The following is a 16534-nucleotide window of genomic DNA, read 5'->3' as shown; positions in this document are numbered from 1 at the left end:
GGGAGTGATCAGAGGACCAGCGAGCCGGCCAGCGTGAACCCAATCCCGGCGAGGGTGGCGTCGGGCGTTGATGGCGCGACCACGCTGAGCACCTGGCCGGGCTCCAGCACGGCTTCGCTGGCAGCGATGAAGGTGGCGCTCGTGGCGGCGGCGGCAAAGCGCATGGTGGCGCTGCTCACGCCATCGACCTGGATGTCGAAATCCGCACTCGCGGTTGCGGCGGACTCGGCGCTGGCATGGCTGCCGGCAAGATTGACTTTCAGCCGGGTGCGTCGCGCTACCGGGACCCGTGCGATCACCTCGTCCGCTGCCGGCTGCCCGGCCTTGTAGCTGCTGATGTCGGCCGGAGGTTCGGCCGCATCCGCGGTCTCGACGACCTCGATCGCAAGCCACGTGCGCTCGAGGCCACGCAGCTCCCCGGCAGTGCCGACATAGACCGCCAGCTCGAACCAGTCGCCCGCCGATACCGGCAGGACCGCGCTCGCCAGATTGCGCATCTGGTTGGAGTAGCCGCTGTCGCCCCGCACGATGAATGCCCCGCCGCCCAGCACGCTATTGCCGTTCTTGCGCACCTCGACCAGCTGACTGGTCGGCGAGGTCTGCCATTCGATGTTTCCGACGATCCGGACCTTCGTCACCCCGGCTGGAATGGTCAGGCGGGAGGGCTGGCCCGCATCCCAGAATGCGTCGCTGTCATACTCGGCGCTTTGCCATGGCACGGCGACGTAGATACCGGTCGTCGCGACGCTGAAATTGGTCGAGCGTCGCAGCAGCGCACCACGGAAGGGCAGCAGAGCGCGGTTGTAGACGCCGACACCTGTGGCGCCCCACGCGGCTCCGTCGAACTGGAGCACGTCGCCATTGGCGGCGCCGGCGATGGAGACGTCGATGAGATCGCCCAATGCACCAGCGCCACCGCCGACCCCGTAGAGATCGCTGCCATTGCCCTGAACCAGCACCGTCGCGCCCGGAACGATGACGACCTCTGCGCCAGAGCCCGCATATTTGGCGCGGACGTCCTGGCCGCCACTCGTCGCGTTTCGGATCGCCAGCCGCCGGTGATTGGCGGGCAGCGTCAGGGTCCGGGATGCCGTCAGCGTACCGGTGAGGATGATCAGGCCGTTCCGGTTGGCCTGGGTGCCAGTCAGCGTCAGGTTGGCGTCGGCCATCGCCAATGACAGTGCCTGGTTCATGGCGTTGTCGAGGGCATCGACCGCGTCGTTGATCGTGACCTCTTTCTGGTTCTGGGCGGCCGCGACATGGGTCACGGCCAGATTGGGGCTGGGCATCAGTTGATCTCCAAAGTGACGGTGCGCGGGAAGCCGCGGGCTGCGACGGCGCTGATCTGGAAGACGGCGACGGTCAGGGACGACGGGACCACACCGAAGTCGGCGAGGATGTCGGCATTGGCGTAGACGACGTTCGGGCTCGTCGCGGTGAGCGTCCGCTTCACCGCGCCGCCAGGGGCGGAGAGGATGTCGACCTCGTAGGCCTCGGAGGTCTCGCCGAGCGGCACGAGGCCGGTGCCGTCCTTCAGCTCGCCGCCGATCCGCGTCCGTCGCACCCATGAAAGGCTGATGTTGGCCGGACTGCCGGTCAGAGCCGCCTGCACGTTCCAGGGCGCGTAGGGCTTGAGGTCTCGGCCGGTGTGGCTGGCGACCAACGTTTCCGCATCCTCGAAGATCGTGCCGAAGCCGACCGCTCTCCAGGACCGGGGGAGACCGAGATCGCCGAGCGAGGTGACCACGGTCTCGACATCGTCGGGGTCGAGGAGGACAAACAACTCACCGGCCTCGTGCCCCTCCACGAAGACATCGGTGCCACGTCGGCCACGCAAAAGCCCGGACAGGGTGTATGAGCCGTCAGGGTTGAGCGTCACGTTGCGGAACTGGATGATCTCGGGCTCGCCGTTGGCCTTGAGGACGAGGGCCGCGTTGGCGCCGCTAAGCATCGAGTCCTGGGTGACACTCTCCAGCCGTTCGCCGCCGGTGGTCATGAACACCGTGAGGCTGTTCGTCTCATCGGTCGCGAACGGGGATGTCGGCGTGCCAAGGGCATTCGCCGTCGCACCCCAGGCCGCCTCGCTCAGGGATCGCCCGACCTGCGCCCACGCCGTGCCGTCGGCGCTCCGGTAGAGAGAGGCGCCGGGCCAGCCCGGGCCTCCAAAGCCGCCCATGAGGTAGTAGACCCGCGACCCCGACCCGCCGGTGTCATCGGTGTCGCGCAGCAGCGGAACGTCCGGCAGGATCAGCCGCGTCGCGGCCTGACTGCCGACGATTTGGACCGGTTTGCCGGAGCCGCCATCGGCAGCCACGTTGGAGACGTAGGTGGCGGCAGCCTCCGAAACCCCTTTCACCGCGAGCGAGAAATCGGCCCCGACATCGAGACGGGTGATGCGGGTTCGGAAGGTCGAACCCGAGGCAAAGACCACGTCCACGACATCGGTGGGATCGAGGCGCAGCCAGTCGGCCGGTAGTTCTGCTTCGTAAGTGCTGCGCTCGATCCAGGCGCTGTAGAGCGTCTTGGCGGCGATCTGCTTGGCCGTCGTCGCGTCCAGCGCAAGGGCCAGCTCTACGCTGGACTGGTTGCGCGAATGCATGGTCGGCAGCGGCAGGGATGTGCGCTTTTCGCTCTGCGTGCCCTGCTGGTAGTCGGCTTGCGCGTCCATGTAGACGACGCTGACCCGTTCCGGCAGCTCGACCTCTTGCGTGCGACGCTCACGCCAGCTTTCGCCGGTCCGCTCATCCAGCGGCAGCAGAAGAACCGCGTCGATGGTCGCGGCGGGCGGTCGTCCCCGCGTCCGGAACCGCAGGGCATCGTCGCTCTCTGCCGCGTCGAAGAAATACGCCTGTGCCAGCGGCTCGATCGCGCCTCGCACGGTGGTCTGCCGCCCGATGACATAGCCGGGAACCGTCGCCCCGAGATCGGCGACGTCTATGTCGGAAAGACCAAGGCCGGCACGGGCGCAAAGGTCGGAGACGATGCCGGAGAGCGTCTCTCCACCACCGCCGCCGCGATTGAGGAAGAGCTTCACCCAGCCTTGGCTGCCGCGGACCAGATGCGTGTCGGTGACGGCATCGTAAACCTGAGCACCGCCTTCGCTGACCGCACCCGGCCAGATCTCATTGAGAACAAGAGCGCCCGTGGCGGTGTCCAGCTGGATGACGCGCGTGCCCCGCATCAGCGTCCAACGCTGCCCGCGCAGGCGGCACTGACCGTAGTAGGGCCCTTCGTAGTTGATCTGGATCGGAACGACCGTCTTCCAGACGATGCCAGTGTCGCTGCGCCATTTCAGCGTATAGATCGCGCCGGGCGATCCCCCGTTCGAGATGCGCGCCTGAAAGATGACGCTGTCGTCGGTCGTGTCGTAGGTGAGCCCGCCCGCGCTGCCGTAGAAGCCGGTGGCGCCGCTCTCGACATCCGAGGCTGCGAAGGTGGCAACCTTCTCGAAGGTGACGCCGAGGGATTGGCCGGTGAGGCCGTCGTACCCTGCCAGCGCGGAGACCCGCAGGCGATAGAGGCCGAGGCTTCCATGGTTCGTGCTCGTCCCGCTGCCGAGGATCCAGCCATCCCCGAAGCCTTCGCCGACCGCACCACCAATGACGCCCCGAACGCGAGGCTCGGTGACGCTCTGCCCGGCGCCCCAGACATAGCCCATGATGTCGGCACGGATGAGTCCGACATCGTCGAAGAGCGATCCGGTGAGAACGAAGTCAACGCGGCCAGAGGGGCCGTAGGCTGAAACCATCCCCATCCACGTCGTGGCGACGAACCGCAGGGTCGAATTGGTCAGGCCGTTGCTGGTGGAGCCGAAGCGACCGACCTCCTTGAGAGCGTTCGGTTCGATGCGCAGGATCGGGCGTGAGTTGCTCGATCCGGTCACGACATAGAGGTGGCCGTCTTCACCGCAGAACAACGTGCTCGGGAAGTTGTTCGGCGCGACGGCCGTGATGTCCGTCATCCGCGCCTGGCGGTCCTCCTTCATGGTCCGGAGGCTGAAGCGGCGGATCCCGGCCTCGGCGGCGTTGACGTCGCTGTCCAGGAAGTAGCCGTATCCGCGCCGCCAATCGACGGCCAGGTCGTCGATCTGGTAGGTTCCGAAATATCCGCCTTCGCCCGTCGTGATGAAATCGAGCAGCTGGTAGGGCTGCTGAGCCGCCCGCTGGTAGGTGATCTCGGCCGTGATGTTCGGGATGCGGTTGCCAAAGTCCGCAAGCGCCAGGTCTTCGAAGACGATGGTGGCAAGACCCCGATGGGCGGGCGCACGGCCCGCGCCGACGTGCGTTTCGATCAGCGGATCGGCCAGCTGATCCTCTGTCCCCGAATGGAAACGGAACTTGAGATCGGGTTTGGCGACGTCGGGGCTCGCGCCGGTCTTGTCGTAGATGAGTTTTCCGTCCGCCCAGATCCGAAGCACGTCCTCGGCCGGCCCCTCGCCGAAGCTGAGCGCGAAGGACGCGAAGTAGGAATACGTGACCGAGGTCTGGGTGGCGCCGCCGCCGCCCTTGCCGCCCGACCGGGTCCTGGTGACGTTCTGCTGCTCGCGGATACCGGAGGACCAGATCATGTTGCCGGCCATGCGCAAGGTGCCGTAGCCGATGGCGATCGATGCGCCATAGGCGGACGAGGAAACGGTCAGGTCTCCGAGGCGGGGACCCTCGGTGGTGACGTTCTGCCCCTTGGCGGGAAACAAGAGGCTGCCGACCACCGAGCCGACGAGCCAGCCGGCTTGCCAGCCGAGGCCGACTGCGGAGCCGAGCGCGGCTCCGCCCACTGCAACGAGAATGGCCATGGGAGGTCAGGATCCGGGAGAGCGAAAGCGAAACGCGAACTTGATCTTGGCCGGCCATTCGCCGGCATAGGGTTCCTCGATCACCCGCCTGCGCGTCGCGTGCGCGTGCAGGAGATGCGGCCGTTCGAGCCTCTCCGTCAGGAAGCCGCAGTGGCAGGGATAAGCCTGATCGGCGAAGACGAGGACGTCGCCGGGCCGCGCTTGCGTGACGGCGATACCGTCCATGTGCCCTCGAAAATGTTCAACGAAGCCCTGTCCCTGCGCGCGACGCCCGTAGGCCGTGCTGTCGTGGTCGGCGAGTTCGAGCGCCCGCGCCACCAGGACGACGAGCCCCGCGCAATCGACACCGGCGCGGCTGCGCCCCTGGTGGCGCCAGGGAACACCCAGCCAGGTCCGGGCCTCGGCGATGATCACATCGGCCAGATCCCCGACCGCGCTGGCGGATGCTGATGGTGGGCAGTCAGCGTGCATCGGGATAGCTCATCATGGCGTCTTGGCCCGGCACGTAGGGTTCGCCGCGAAAGTTCAGGACGTTGGCGAACCGGTCGATACAGGTGTCGAGCCGCTTGTCGCAGCCGGGATGAACGCGGAAGGCGTCGCCGGGCTCGATCCCGTATCCCATCGGCAGGAACAGCTCGATCCGCCCGCTGCCCTGGGTCCAGCCCTTGACCTCAATGGAGCGACCGGCATTGGCGCCGGTCTCCCAGGTCAGCACACCGCCAGCAAACCAGCCATCAACCGCTCGCGGTTCATCGAGCGTGGCATTGAAGACGGCCCGGTCGGTGACTGCCGTCACGATGCCCGACCGGCTCCAGGCTTCCTCGGCCTCGAAAACCGCGCCACCATCGGCGGTTTGCTCGCCGACATTGGTGTCGAAACTCGGTGGCTCGGACGCGGTCGTTCCGGCGGTCACGCACCGATAGACGCGGTTCTCGTAAGCGGCAGAGGTTAGGGTCTGGGTCTCCTGATCCACCAGCAAATCACAGCTGATGTCGTCGAAATAGCCGTCGTTGTTCGATCCAGCCGTCCGCTCAGAACGCAGACGCAGGCGGATGAATCGGGTATTTGCTGGCACAACGGCAATATGGCTCCGAAGGGTCCAGGAGGTGGGAGCCGCGAGTGGCCCCGCAGATGTCGAAAGAACCGCGCCCATGTCATCAAGGAAGATGAAATCCACCGCTCCGGGATCGTTGTTGCTGGCATAAGTCCTCTGGCGCCATTTGGCCTCCACTCTGATCCCGGCCGCATCAACGCTCTCATGCAGCGCAATCGGAATGACGAGATCCTGGTGCATGCGGGCAAGCGCATTGCTCGGACCACCGTAGAAATAGTAGCTGCCCGTGTAGGGAATCGGATCGCTGGAACGAACCGTGAAGCCACCGTCGGTTATCGTCCAGCCGTTGGTGTTGCCTGCCTCCGCGCCAGGATTGACGACAGAAAGCGCTATCGTCTCCGTCTCGGAAACATAGCCGGAGGCGGTTCTCACCCGCACCACGTCACCGACGATGTACGCCGTCGACCGGGCGATTTCTGGCGGATTGACCGGCACCTTACAACGATGATCTCCGAGATCGGCGCGGCATTCGGGGCTGTAGAGCTCGCCGATGCGCTGCTGCAGCGCTTGCGTCATGCCGCGCAGTTCGGTCCGGAAAATGCCCTGCTCGGTCAGCACGACCTCGCCGAACCAGCCGCGGCGCATCCGGAGAGCGCCCATGGCGGGATCCGCCCAGTTGACGAGGAAAATCCGCACCTCGGCCTGATCGAAGAGCCCCGCGCGCAGCTCTTCCTCGGCGATCGCCTCGCTGTCGAAGACGCCCTCGACGTCGAGATTGTCGACGCTCAGGCCCGCATCGTTGGCGATGGCCGTGCGCGAATAGCCGGAACTCGCCTTGTAGACGTTGCCCTCGAACGGCAGATCCCGGTCGTGATCCGTGAAGAAGAACTCCTTGCCGTCGATGCGCGAGATGCGCCAGCAGGTGGCGAGCGTCGTTACCGGCCCGGCGAGGTGCGCCGCGAGGGCTGCCGAAGTCGATTTCATGGTCTGATCTCCAGCACCGGGATCTGGCCCCAACTGCCGAGCTGATAGGTTTCGATGGTGAGGTCCATCTGATCGCTGTCGAAGCGGACGGGCACGTCGAACTCGAAGTCCGCCGTCACCTGGACGCCGGATGCGGGGGCAACAGTGAAGGTCACGAGCCCGGTCGCCGTGTCGACGCTCCAGCCAGAGACCGCCTCGACGCCGTCAAGGGTGATCTTCACCGTTCCGGGAACGGGCTTAGTGATGACCCGGGTCTCGACCTCACCGCCGCTCGCATAGGTCTTCACGAGCTGGAACGTCTTGCGCGCGCCGTCGCCTTGACCGAGCAGCTGGGCCAGCGCCTGGTAGTCGGTCCAGTCCTTGAAGCGGAAACCGTAGGCCCGCCCGCGCCGCGCGCGAAAGAAGGCGATGAGGGCGGCCACCTGCTCGCGCTTCTTCAGGCCGTGCGCCACGTTCCATTTGCCCCGCGCGGCGGCCCAGTTGGCGTTGCGCCGCTCGTGTCCCGAAACCGTCGTCACCACGGTGGTCGAGTAGCCAGGGCCGCCGCAGGCCCCGTAGGAAATGTCCGGCGGGAACTGAACTTCGTGAAAGGACATGGGTGGCTCATATTTGTCTTTATCGTCGCAATTATGGCGACAAACTTGACTTTCATGGCGACAGAGGCCAGACTTGCCAGGTCAGTCAGGAGGAAAGCCATGACCACCCGCATCAACGCCCGCCTGTCCGGCCCGCTCGCCGACTACGTCGACCGGATGGTCGGTGCGCAAGGTCTCTATGAGACCCCCAGCGAATATATCCGCGACCTCATCCGCCGCGACATGGAGCGCCGCGCCTTTCATGCCGAACAGGACGCCATTCTCGAAGGCTATACCGACCTCGCTGCGGGCCGCGTCTTCGCCTCAAGCGGCGATTTCGAGACCGACATGAAAACCCTGGCCGAGCGCGAAGCGAACGGCTGGTCGTGACAAACGCCCGTTTTCACCTCACGCGCCGAGCGGCCGGCGACCTTCGCGCCATCCATCGCCATTCTCTCGAAGAGTGGGGAGAGGAGACCGCGCGCGCCTATATGGCGAAGCTCTATGCCGCGATGACGGCGGTTGCGGAAAGGCCGGAGAAAGGACTCCTGCGGCGGCATCGCTCGGCGCCCTTTCGCATGGTTCCTGCGGGGCGGCATTTCGTGGTCTATGACGCAACCGATATCGGCACCGTCATTCTGACCATCCTTCATCAGCGCCGCGACATTGAACGCATCATCGCTGGTTTCACTCCGGATTTTATGGAACAGGTCGCCGCCTTGCGGCGTGACGTAAAAACGAAGCTATAGATTACGGCGCGCCCGCTCCATGGCTCGGGCGACGTCGGCGGCGATCTGCCCTTGGGCGTAGCGAAAGCTGCCCGCATCCGGGGTGGAAATGTTCATCACCACGTTGACCGGCGGACGGGTTTCGCGTGCGGCGCCGATGGCGTTGAGCTGAGACCGCGACAGCACCATCTCGCCGCGTTGCAGGATCGCGGGCACCTCGTCGGCACGAAGCCCTGCCAGGCCGCCCCCAGGATGAAGGCCCGCAAAACCACCACCATGGAAGCGCGGCGCGCCTGAAAAGGCGAGTGCCGGGACGAGCCTCTGCTGGGCGGGATCACCGGCGACGCCGCCTTGGTGGAATATGCCGGCGAACAGCCCACCTGCACCGCCGAACAAGCCGCCGAGCAGTCCTCCATTTCCTCCGCCGAGCGCATTGGCCAGCGGCCCGAGGATCGCGGAACGAACAGCGATGCGGGTGATGTCAGCGAGGATGCTGTCGGCGAGCGCCTTGAAGTCGATCTTGCCCCCGGTCACGAAGCTGGCGATGGCATCCTCTGCGCTGCGAAAGGCGCTGCTTAGAGCGCTTCCCAGCCCCTTGCCCCAATCCATCGCCTCGCTGGCGTAGCGGGACAGCTCTTCGCGAACCGCCGCCCAGCCGGTTGCCGCCTGTGTGGCCGCCGAAGCCGCTGCCTCCCCGACGGTCCGGCTCGCTTCCGCGGCGCGTGCGGCGGAGCCGGCCGAGGCTTTTCCATCTCCTGCGGCATCGCCTCCGGTACCAGCAATGGCTGCGAAGGCTTCATCGAGCCGCTCCGTCGCCCCTGCCGCATTGTCGATTTCGGTATTCGCGCCCGCCATGGCCTCCCGGAGCGCCGTGACGGATACAAGGGGTGCGCCTGCCACCTCTCCCAGCGCCGTCGCCGTCTCTCGGGCACTGTCGGCGGCAGCGCGCGCATCCTCGGCGAAAGCCGAGAGCCCGAAATCCGGCGTCGCGAAAGTATCGGTCTCGAACGCGGCGGCGAAGGCATCACGCGCTGCATTGCCAGCCCGGCTTGCGGCGCCCGCAAACTCGTTCTCGATCCGGCCGAGATCGACATCCGGCACCAGCTCTATGGTCCGCTCGATGCCGATCGCCGCCAGACCGGCATTGACGCCATCGAGGAGCCCGTTGATGCCCTCGACCGCGCCGTTCAGCATCGACTCCAGCCCGGCGATCAACGCGTTCGCCGCCTGGATCGTCAGATCGCCGATCGCCCGGGGCAGGTTGCTCCAGATGACGACCATCGCATCGAAAGCACCCTGAAACGTCCCGATGGTACGATTGCCGAAGGTGACGACGGCCTCGAGCGACGCCTGCAGCGCGTCGGCGATGCTCGCTTGAATGCCGCTCCAGGCGGCGTCGATGCGCGCTTTCAGGACGCCGGCCAGCAATCCGATCCTGTCCCAGACCTCGGCTGCCACGTCGCCAAGAAGGCCGAGCGCGGCGCCGAAGCCGCCGGTCGCCTGCACCAGCCGACCGAACTGGTAGATCAGCTCACCCGCCGCCACGATGAGCGCGCCGATGCCGGTTCGGATCAACGCGCCGCGCAGGAAGACCAGTGCTGTGGCAAGACCGCGAACCGAGGCGGCGGCCACAACCATACCGGCGACCCATCGTCCGGCGATGAAGGCGGCGAAGGCAGCAGCGATCGAGGCGAGCCGACCGATGTTGTCGAACAGGAGCCTAATGCCCTGACCAAGCGGACCGGTCGTGCGCGAGATTGCCGCCAGCGCGTCGGCGACGGCTTCGAGGGCCGGGGCGGCGGCAACGGCGAGTTGGTTCGACAGCCCGCGCCAGATCAGACCAAGGCGAGAGATCGCATCGTTCGTCCGCTCGATCTGATCGGCGTCCTGCTCGGACACGACCACGCCGAAATCGCGAACGTCCTGTGTCGCCTGCCGGAGGGTCGCCGTGTCGATCCGGGAGATGGCGATGCTGCCTTCCTCCCCGAACAGCTGCCCGGCGACCGCTGCACGCTCAGCCGCGGGCACGAAGTCCTCGATCGCCTGATTGATACGACCGACACGCTCATCCAGCGGCAGGGCCAGCAAGGCCGAGGCCGAAAGCCCGAGCCGTTCGAGCGCCGCGACGGCAGGACCGGTCCCGGCGGCCGCCTGGCTGAGGCGGCGGGTGAGGTCCTTGGTCGCCTGCTCGATGCCGGACATCGACACGCCGGCCAATTCGCCGGCTCGTTCGAGAACCTGAATGCTCTCGACGGTCGTCCCGAGCGATTGGGCGAGCTTGGCCTGCGCATCGACGACCTGAAGGCCGGAGCGGATCATGGCCGCTGCGCCCGCGGCGAAGGCGGTCGCCGCAGCGGCGGCCGCGATCTGCACGCGCCGATAAAAGGCCGCGACACGGCTGTTCGCAGCGTCCATCTCCCGCGATAGCCGACGGAAGCCTTGCTCCCCCGCATCGCCGATGCCCTGCAGTTCGGCGCGGACCTCGCGCCCTCCGACCACGGCAAGGCGAACGGAGACGCGTTTCTCAGCCATTGTCTTTCCCTGTCGCGCTTACGCGCTCCCCGCCTCTTGTTGATCAGTCCTGATTTGTGCATTCAGTCCGCGCACCATCATGCCCTCCACCTCGGGCAGCAGTTCCGCGCAGACGAGGGTGTCCACTCCAAGCGCATGCGCGCAGGCGAGCGCGGCCGTCATGTCGAGGCCGAGGACCGCACCGGGGACGGCGCGCAGTTGCCCCGTGAGCCGTTTGGCGAGATCCCAGACCTGCCAGCCTTCGATCGTCTGCGGACGGTTCAGGACGGCGGGACATTCACCGCAAATGCCGCGGCAGGATCGGCAATACTGGTCGCCCCCGCTGAAATGCCATTCGGCGAGGGCGCGGAGCCGTTTTTTTCCGCTTCCAGCAACAGGCCCTTGGACACGTAGCGGAGCTGGAAGGCCTCGAAGATCGGCAGGATGTCCAGCAGCGCGTCGATGCCTTCCGGTGTGACCGGAACCGGATTGCCTTCGGCGTCGCCCACCCCCTCCCATTCCAGCACGACCAGCCGTGCCAGGGCCTTGGCCATGGTGACCGCGATGGTCTCGTTCGACGCGCCTTCGGGCAAGGCAGCCACCGCCGGATCACTGCGGGCGGCGGCCATGAGCGAGGTGGTCAGGGGAGCGACGCGCACGCGCACGTCATGTCCGAGGTCGAGCCAGCTCGGCTCGCGCGACAGGTTCAGGCGGATCATGAATGACTCCTCATGCGTAGCTTGTGACGTCGTTCAGGAGGTGAGCGCGCAGCATCGTGCCTTCGCTGTCATCGTAGGCGGCGCGCCAGTCGAAGCTTGCCTCGACCCCGCCGGGGCCGGAAACGGCGTATTTGGGTTTGGGCAGAAAGACCCGCGGCAGTTCGAAGCGAAGCGCGTAGCCCTCCGGGAAGGTGAAGCCGTATTCCAGAGCGACGGGATTGCCATCAGCGGCTTCGGCCACAAGCGTCGCGCCATCGAAGCGTACCGACATCGATCCTTCCGCCGAGGCGAATGTGGGATCGGCCGCCTCGATCTTGCCGTCCTCGCGGATGACCCGGACGCGTTCGAGATTGTTGGAGAAAGTCAGGCTGCCGCCCGTGACGCCGGCGAGCGCCGCACCGCCGCGTCGGATGAAGCCGCGCCCTTGGCTGAAGCGGCGGAGCGCGTAGGCCGTCGGATTGGCGTCGACCGTCGCCGAGAAGCGTTCCTCGCCTTGGGCCACGAGCTGGAGACGGGCATTTGCCGGTCCCTCCTGGCCCATCTCGAAGTTCATGCTCTCCATCACCGTGCCGAGGTGACGGAAGAACACCGGCGTCGTGAGCTTCGGATGGCCGACTTCGATCGTGTAGCTCGGGATGTCGTCGGCACCGCTCTCCCAGACATGGGCGTAGCCACCGCCGGTCAGCGTGGGACCCGAGACGGCGCCAGCGGATGCAGCAAGGGTGAAGCTGTTGCCGGTCGGGCCTGCCGCGTCGAACACGATCACGAGCGTCTGCGTGCTCGTCGGCCGCGAATACGTGCATTTGGCGATTTCGGGATCGCCCGAAGCGTTGAGGTCGCTGACCAGCTGATCGACGGTCTGCGTGACCGTTCCCTGGATCTGCGTCTCCCCTGTTCCCGCCGTACCGGAGACGAACGTCCAGACCGTACCGTTCAAGGTGATCGTGTCGCCCGCCGTGGGATTGACGGCGAAGACGATCGAGCCGCTGGCGTTCGTGGGCGTGGTCACCGCGTCTCCGAACAGGCCCGTCAGCCAGAAGCCCGTTCCACGCAAGTCGAGCGGGATGTCGAGCTGGCCCTCGTCGGTAATGAGGCCGCGATAGGGATCCTGCGCGTTGCGTCCGCGTCCGAGTAGCGGGTCGTCCCCGAGCGGCTGGGCAGAGGAGAGATCGGTCGATTTGAAATCGAGGCTCTGATAGCCGGTGAGCGGCGCGACCCCGTAGCTTGCCTCCCGGCACGCCTTGAGGGTGGCGTCCGCGCCATATGCGCGCGCCTTGGGCATGGATGACTCCCGTCTTGTCCGTGATTGGGTCGTGGTTGGGTCAGGCGGTGAGCGGATCGCTCACCAGGTATTCGATCGTGACGATGATCCGGGCGGTCAGCATCGGCGGCGCTCCTTCGAGAGCGAGCGCACCCGTTTCCGGGGCTGACGGCGTCAGGTTCTCTGCGAGGCCGCCGAGCGTCTCATCGACACGCAGGGCGGCCCCGATCGCACCAAGCAGCTGATCGAGTGCCGCTTCGCCGCCGCCGCTGGGATCCCGCGGCACATAGACTTCGAGCTCGACCCTGTGCGCATAGAACTCGGCGCGTGGATTGAGGGTGATGTCGGGTTCGCCGGGTTCGCCATCGCGCAGGATGACGAGACCGGCGGCGGGCACCTTCTCGGGCAGCACCTCGTTGCGCCGCACCGGCGCCGCCAACTGCCCCGCGAGAACAGCCGCGAGTGCGGCGAGGATCTGTTCACGTCGAGACATCAGCGGCTCCCGTCCCCATCAGAAATCCAGTTGCGCACGACCAGGCTGGGTAGCCGGCTCACCCAGCGCTCGGCGGCGCCGGCCACCTCGAGGCGCTTGGCGTGGGTGACCTGCGGAACCAGGATGAACATCGGCACGGTCACCAGTCCTCGGCCCGTCCGGAGTGCGGAAGCGCTCGCGCGAGAGAAGCCACCACGCTTGCCTGTCCGGGCACGCATCCCGTCGGCCACGAGGAGAGAGGGACCGCGGCGTCGATAGACGAAGCGCAGCCGTTGCCCGGTCCGTCGCTCCCATCCACCCGGCGTGATCTTCCGACCGCCATCCCCGTACCGGCCAGCGGCCGCCGTCGGAATCGCGAGGAAGAAGCCGCTCTTAGAGCGAATGGTCGCGCCGTCCTCGTAGATGCGGATGATGCCCGGCGCCTTGGACCAGACGAGACCCGCCGCCCGGATGCTGTCTTCGCCCTTGGGGTAGACTTGTCCGCGCCAGGTGCGCGCTAGTCTCGGACCCAGTCCCGCCGAGGTGACCTGCGTCCGGAGCTCGGTCTTCAGGCCTTCGGTGGCCTGTGAGATCCCAGCAGTGACGGCCTTCTCGGCGGCCTTGATCTCGTCGGCCATCATCTTGCCGATGTCGCCGATCGTGCTGACCGAGAACTTCATGCCTCGCGCAACTCCGCCGTCCAGATCAGTCGCTCCGCGTCGCGGCTCGGCTCTCCCTGGACGACATAGGAAACGCCGTCGAACTGGAACCCGTCGCCTTCGGCAAGGCTGGGCGCATCGGCGACGCGAATGTCGAGCAGCGTCGTGGCGGCATGCAACCGTGTCTCTCCGAATTCGAAGACACGGTCGGGCCGGCGCAAGACGACCCGGACGGAGACGGCACTGCCGCCCTTTGGCGTGTAGGTCGCGTCCCGCGCCATGTTCGGGTCGGCGAACAGCGACTGGAACGCAGCGGCGATGGCCGACATCAGAAGCTGCCATTGAGGCGAACCCGCCCGATGACGTCACCGGCACCACCGGCGACCGCTTCGGTCGCGATGCCGATCAGCGTATTGGCGGTGGCGGTCTTCGTCGCCTCCTTGTTGGTGTTGTCCCAGTAGACCTTGTCGCCCGCGGCCCACGCCTGCGAGGCGACCTTCTTCAGGTCGAAGACGCCGACGAGCGACGCCTCGACGGTCTCGCCGAGGGCAGCGCTGCCCGCGGCCACGCCAAAGATGGAGCCGACGAGCAGGCCGTCGCCGGAAACGACGGCATAGGGCGCGGTCAGGGTGATGGTGTTGCCGGGCTGGACGTAGTTCTTCATGGGCTTGATCCTCTTGGAAAGACGAAGGGCGGCCCGTCAGGACCGCCCGCATGTCAGGATTCAGGATGGGTGCGTTACGCGCCCGGGTTCTTGTAGAGGCCGCGCCAGTCGATGGCCTTGGCGCCGAAGTCGAGGCGGCACTTGATCTCGACCCCGTCGACATCGAAGCCATTGCGCGTCTCGATGTAGGCGCCCTGTTGGCCTTCGAGATAGGCGTACTCGATGGTGTCGATCTGGTTGGGGCTGGCGGCCAGATACCAGGCGGTCTCGCTGGCGGCGTCGAGGCGCGGCTCGCTGATCGGCGCGAGCGTGCGGATCGACTGCGGCACCACGTTGCCGCTCGACGCGGGCACGAGGTTCTGCGCGACCAGCTGCTCGGCCTTCAGCTCCAGCGAGGCCGGCACGATCAGGAAGGCGGGTCGGATGTTGAGCACCGTCTTCTTGTCGAGACCCGTCTGCTTGGCCATGGCGGCGCGGGCTGCACCCACGCTGGTGACGTCGAGCGCCGCGCCGGTGCCCGCGAGGTTCTTATGGGTGGTGTGGAACAGCGCATTGCCATCGGCCATGGCCGGGTTGGCGGTGATGATGCCCCAGACCACGTCCGACTCCAGCTGGGCGATGGAGTTGCCGTACATCGCCGGGATCCGGGTGAAGGCGTCCAGATCGTCGTTGATCAGCACCTGCCGGGTGATGGCGACGACCCGGCCGTAAGTCTTCACGCGGTAGCTCTCTTTGCTCTCCCCGAGCGTTCCGCGCTTGAACTCGCCGCTCTCGCCAACCTCCAGCAGCTGCGGGGCTTCGCCGAGCTGGACGCGGTGCATCGCCTTGAAGTCGGTCGCCAGCACTTGGCGGCAGAAGAGCGCGAAGGTCCGCGGGTAGGCCTCGTAGGCCTGGCGCAGGGTCTTGTTGGTGACGGCCGCGAGGATCTCGGGGAAGTCGGAGGTCGAGTGCAGCGCGCGCGTCGCGACCTCGTCACGCGAGAGGCCGCGCGTGTTCACCCCGGCATTGCCGAGGCTTTCGCGGGCGAGTTCCAGCAGCGTCATACCGCGATACTGACGCGCAGCGTCCTCAAGCGGGAACAGCGTCGGACTGTACCGGTGCAGCAGCGCATTGGCCACGGCATCGCGGCGGGTGATGCGCTCATCCCGGCCACCGAGCGGGACGGAGACTTGGCCGAAGGTCCGCGTCTCCTCCGACTTCGCTGCGACCTGATCGAGGATCAGGCGACGCGCCTCGTCGACGCTGACGCCGCGCTTGACCAGATCCTCGGCGAAGCCGCGCTCGAGGTTCAGGCGACCAGCCAGATCGTAGATGGTCGAGACACGCTCACGTTCGGCTTCGCGGGCGCGGTTCGCTGCAGCCTCGGGATCCGGGGTATCGGGCTTGGCGGTCTTCGGACGCGCGCGGGTCTGCGTGTCGGCCGCGCTCGGGGGCGTGTCGGTCATGGTGATCTCCTCGGTCGCTGCCGTTTCGCTCGTCGGTTCGGCCACGACCTCTTCAGTCGGGGCCGGGGTCTGGGTCTTCTCCGTCATCGGGGATGCTCCTTGCGGGTTAGGGGGCGCGTCCCGGCGGTGAAGGACGCAGGTTTCAAGCGGGCTCTGGCTGCGGAAGCCCGCGGCGGGGTCGGCCCCGACCGGGACCGCTGAAATCTCGAACGGGGTCCAGTCCACCGCCCGCCAGAGCTCCCGCCCGCCGTCTGGCTTCGAGATGTCGAAGCGATGGACCTGGTAGCCGATGGAGACCGCGCGGATGTGCCCGGCCTGGATGTCGCGCCAGATCGGCTCGACATCGGCGCGCTCGCTGATGCGGACCTGCGCGATGCCGCAGCCGTTCTCGATCCGCGCCGAGCCGGGCACCACCGAGCCGATGACGGCGTCGAGCGTGTCGATCTCATGCACCTTCAGGAACGGCGCGCCCGCGTTCAGCCGGTCGAGCCGGACATGGGCGGGGTCGAGGCTCAGCTCCTCGTCATAGGGCTCGCCAAAGAAACTCGCCCTCCGGACGCGTGCGCCCGCCGACCAGATCACCTCGACGGTGCGTGCGTCGGCATCGACGGTGTTCGGCGCAAGCTCCGCCGACCGGCGAAGCGCCGGCAGTTCGATCATCGTGTCCATG

The 16534-nt window shown here is 66.7% G+C and carries 16 protein-coding genes; 2 read left to right on the top strand and 14 right to left on the bottom strand.

What is annotated here, in order from left to right:
* Nucleotides 1–8: 8 nt before the first annotated feature.
* From FG486_RS02940 to FG486_RS02920, 5 genes are read right to left on the bottom strand one after another with little or no spacing between them, the layout of a single operon-like run.
* A complete protein-coding gene (locus FG486_RS02940; protein WP_181266383.1) occupies nt 9–1289 on the bottom strand; it encodes a hypothetical protein in 1281 nt (426 codons plus the stop codon).
* Complete coding sequence (locus FG486_RS02935) at nt 1289–4792, bottom strand: phage tail protein (RefSeq protein ID WP_181266382.1); 3504 nt, start codon at nt 4790–4792, stop codon at nt 1289–1291. The genes FG486_RS02940 and FG486_RS02935 overlap by 1 nt, the downstream gene beginning before the upstream one ends.
* 6 nt (nt 4793–4798) lie before the next feature.
* Nucleotides 4799–5206 (bottom strand): NlpC/P60 family protein, encoded by a 408-nt coding sequence (locus tag FG486_RS02930; protein WP_181266381.1) that lies wholly within the window; start codon nt 5204–5206, stop codon nt 4799–4801.
* 46 nt (nt 5207–5252) lie between these two features.
* Nucleotides 5253–6830, bottom strand: coding sequence for a DUF2163 domain-containing protein (locus FG486_RS02925; protein ID WP_181266380.1), 1578 nt, complete (start codon nt 6828–6830; stop codon nt 5253–5255).
* Nucleotides 6827–7426 carry a DUF2460 domain-containing protein gene (locus FG486_RS02920; protein WP_181266379.1) on the bottom strand — a complete coding sequence of 200 codons (600 nt, stop codon included), beginning with the start codon at nt 7424–7426 and terminating at the stop codon, nt 6827–6829. Before FG486_RS02920 ends, FG486_RS02925 begins: the two co-directional genes overlap by 4 nt.
* Before the next feature lie 99 nt (nt 7427–7525).
* On the opposite strand from FG486_RS02920, the gene FG486_RS02915 reads away from it, so the two are divergent.
* Entirely contained in the window at nt 7526–7795 is a 270-nt protein-coding gene (locus FG486_RS02915) for a ribbon-helix-helix domain-containing protein (RefSeq protein ID WP_181266378.1), read from the top strand.
* On the top strand, nt 7792–8154 hold the full coding sequence (locus FG486_RS02910; protein ID WP_181266377.1) for a type II toxin-antitoxin system RelE/ParE family toxin: 363 nt from the start codon (nt 7792–7794) through the stop codon (nt 8152–8154). The genes FG486_RS02915 and FG486_RS02910 overlap by 4 nt, the downstream gene beginning before the upstream one ends.
* Here the strand turns inward: FG486_RS02910 and FG486_RS02905 are convergent.
* The 9 genes from FG486_RS02905 to FG486_RS02865 form a co-directional block, all read right to left on the bottom strand.
* A complete protein-coding gene (locus FG486_RS02905; protein WP_181266376.1) occupies nt 8149–10665 on the bottom strand; it encodes a phage tail tape measure C-terminal domain-containing protein in 2517 nt (838 codons plus the stop codon). The two genes, FG486_RS02910 and FG486_RS02905, sit on opposite strands and share 6 nt — an antisense overlap.
* 18 nt (nt 10666–10683) lie before the next feature.
* Nucleotides 10684–10863, bottom strand: coding sequence for a DUF7697 family protein (locus tag FG486_RS18050; RefSeq protein ID WP_422125045.1), 180 nt, complete (start codon nt 10861–10863; stop codon nt 10684–10686).
* Between the two features lie 62 nt (nt 10864–10925).
* Nucleotides 10926–11363, bottom strand: a complete 438-nt coding sequence (locus tag FG486_RS02895; RefSeq protein WP_181266374.1) for a hypothetical protein — start codon at nt 11361–11363, stop codon at nt 10926–10928.
* A gap of 10 nt (nt 11364–11373) precedes the next feature.
* Nucleotides 11374–12645 carry a phage tail tube protein gene (locus FG486_RS02890; protein WP_181266373.1) on the bottom strand — a complete coding sequence of 424 codons (1272 nt, stop codon included), beginning with the start codon at nt 12643–12645 and terminating at the stop codon, nt 11374–11376.
* Nucleotides 12646–12685: 40 nt separating this feature from the next.
* Nucleotides 12686–13117: a hypothetical protein gene (locus tag FG486_RS02885; RefSeq protein ID WP_206678358.1), complete on the bottom strand. Its 432-nt coding sequence runs from the start codon at nt 13115–13117 to the stop codon at nt 12686–12688.
* Nucleotides 13117–13776 carry a DUF6441 family protein gene (locus FG486_RS02880; protein WP_181266372.1) on the bottom strand — a complete coding sequence of 220 codons (660 nt, stop codon included), beginning with the start codon at nt 13774–13776 and terminating at the stop codon, nt 13117–13119. The genes FG486_RS02885 and FG486_RS02880 overlap by 1 nt, the downstream gene beginning before the upstream one ends.
* Complete coding sequence (locus FG486_RS02875) at nt 13773–14084, bottom strand: head-tail joining protein (protein ID WP_181266371.1); 312 nt, start codon at nt 14082–14084, stop codon at nt 13773–13775. Before FG486_RS02875 ends, FG486_RS02880 begins: the two co-directional genes overlap by 4 nt.
* On the bottom strand, nt 14084–14419 hold the full coding sequence (locus FG486_RS02870) for a DUF2190 family protein (RefSeq protein WP_181266370.1): 336 nt from the start codon (nt 14417–14419) through the stop codon (nt 14084–14086). Before FG486_RS02870 ends, FG486_RS02875 begins: the two co-directional genes overlap by 1 nt.
* Before the next feature lie 74 nt (nt 14420–14493).
* Nucleotides 14494–16533 (bottom strand): prohead protease/major capsid protein fusion protein, encoded by a 2040-nt coding sequence (locus FG486_RS02865; RefSeq protein WP_181266369.1) that lies wholly within the window; start codon nt 16531–16533, stop codon nt 14494–14496.
* Nucleotide 16534 lies beyond the last annotated feature (1 nt).

This window comes from Blastomonas ursincola (genome assembly GCF_013607875.1).
GTDB classification, from domain to species: domain Bacteria; phylum Pseudomonadota; class Alphaproteobacteria; order Sphingomonadales; family Sphingomonadaceae; genus Blastomonas; species Blastomonas ursincola.
Note: the sequence above shows the minus strand (reverse complement) of the source record. Positions and strands in the feature narration are given on the sequence as shown.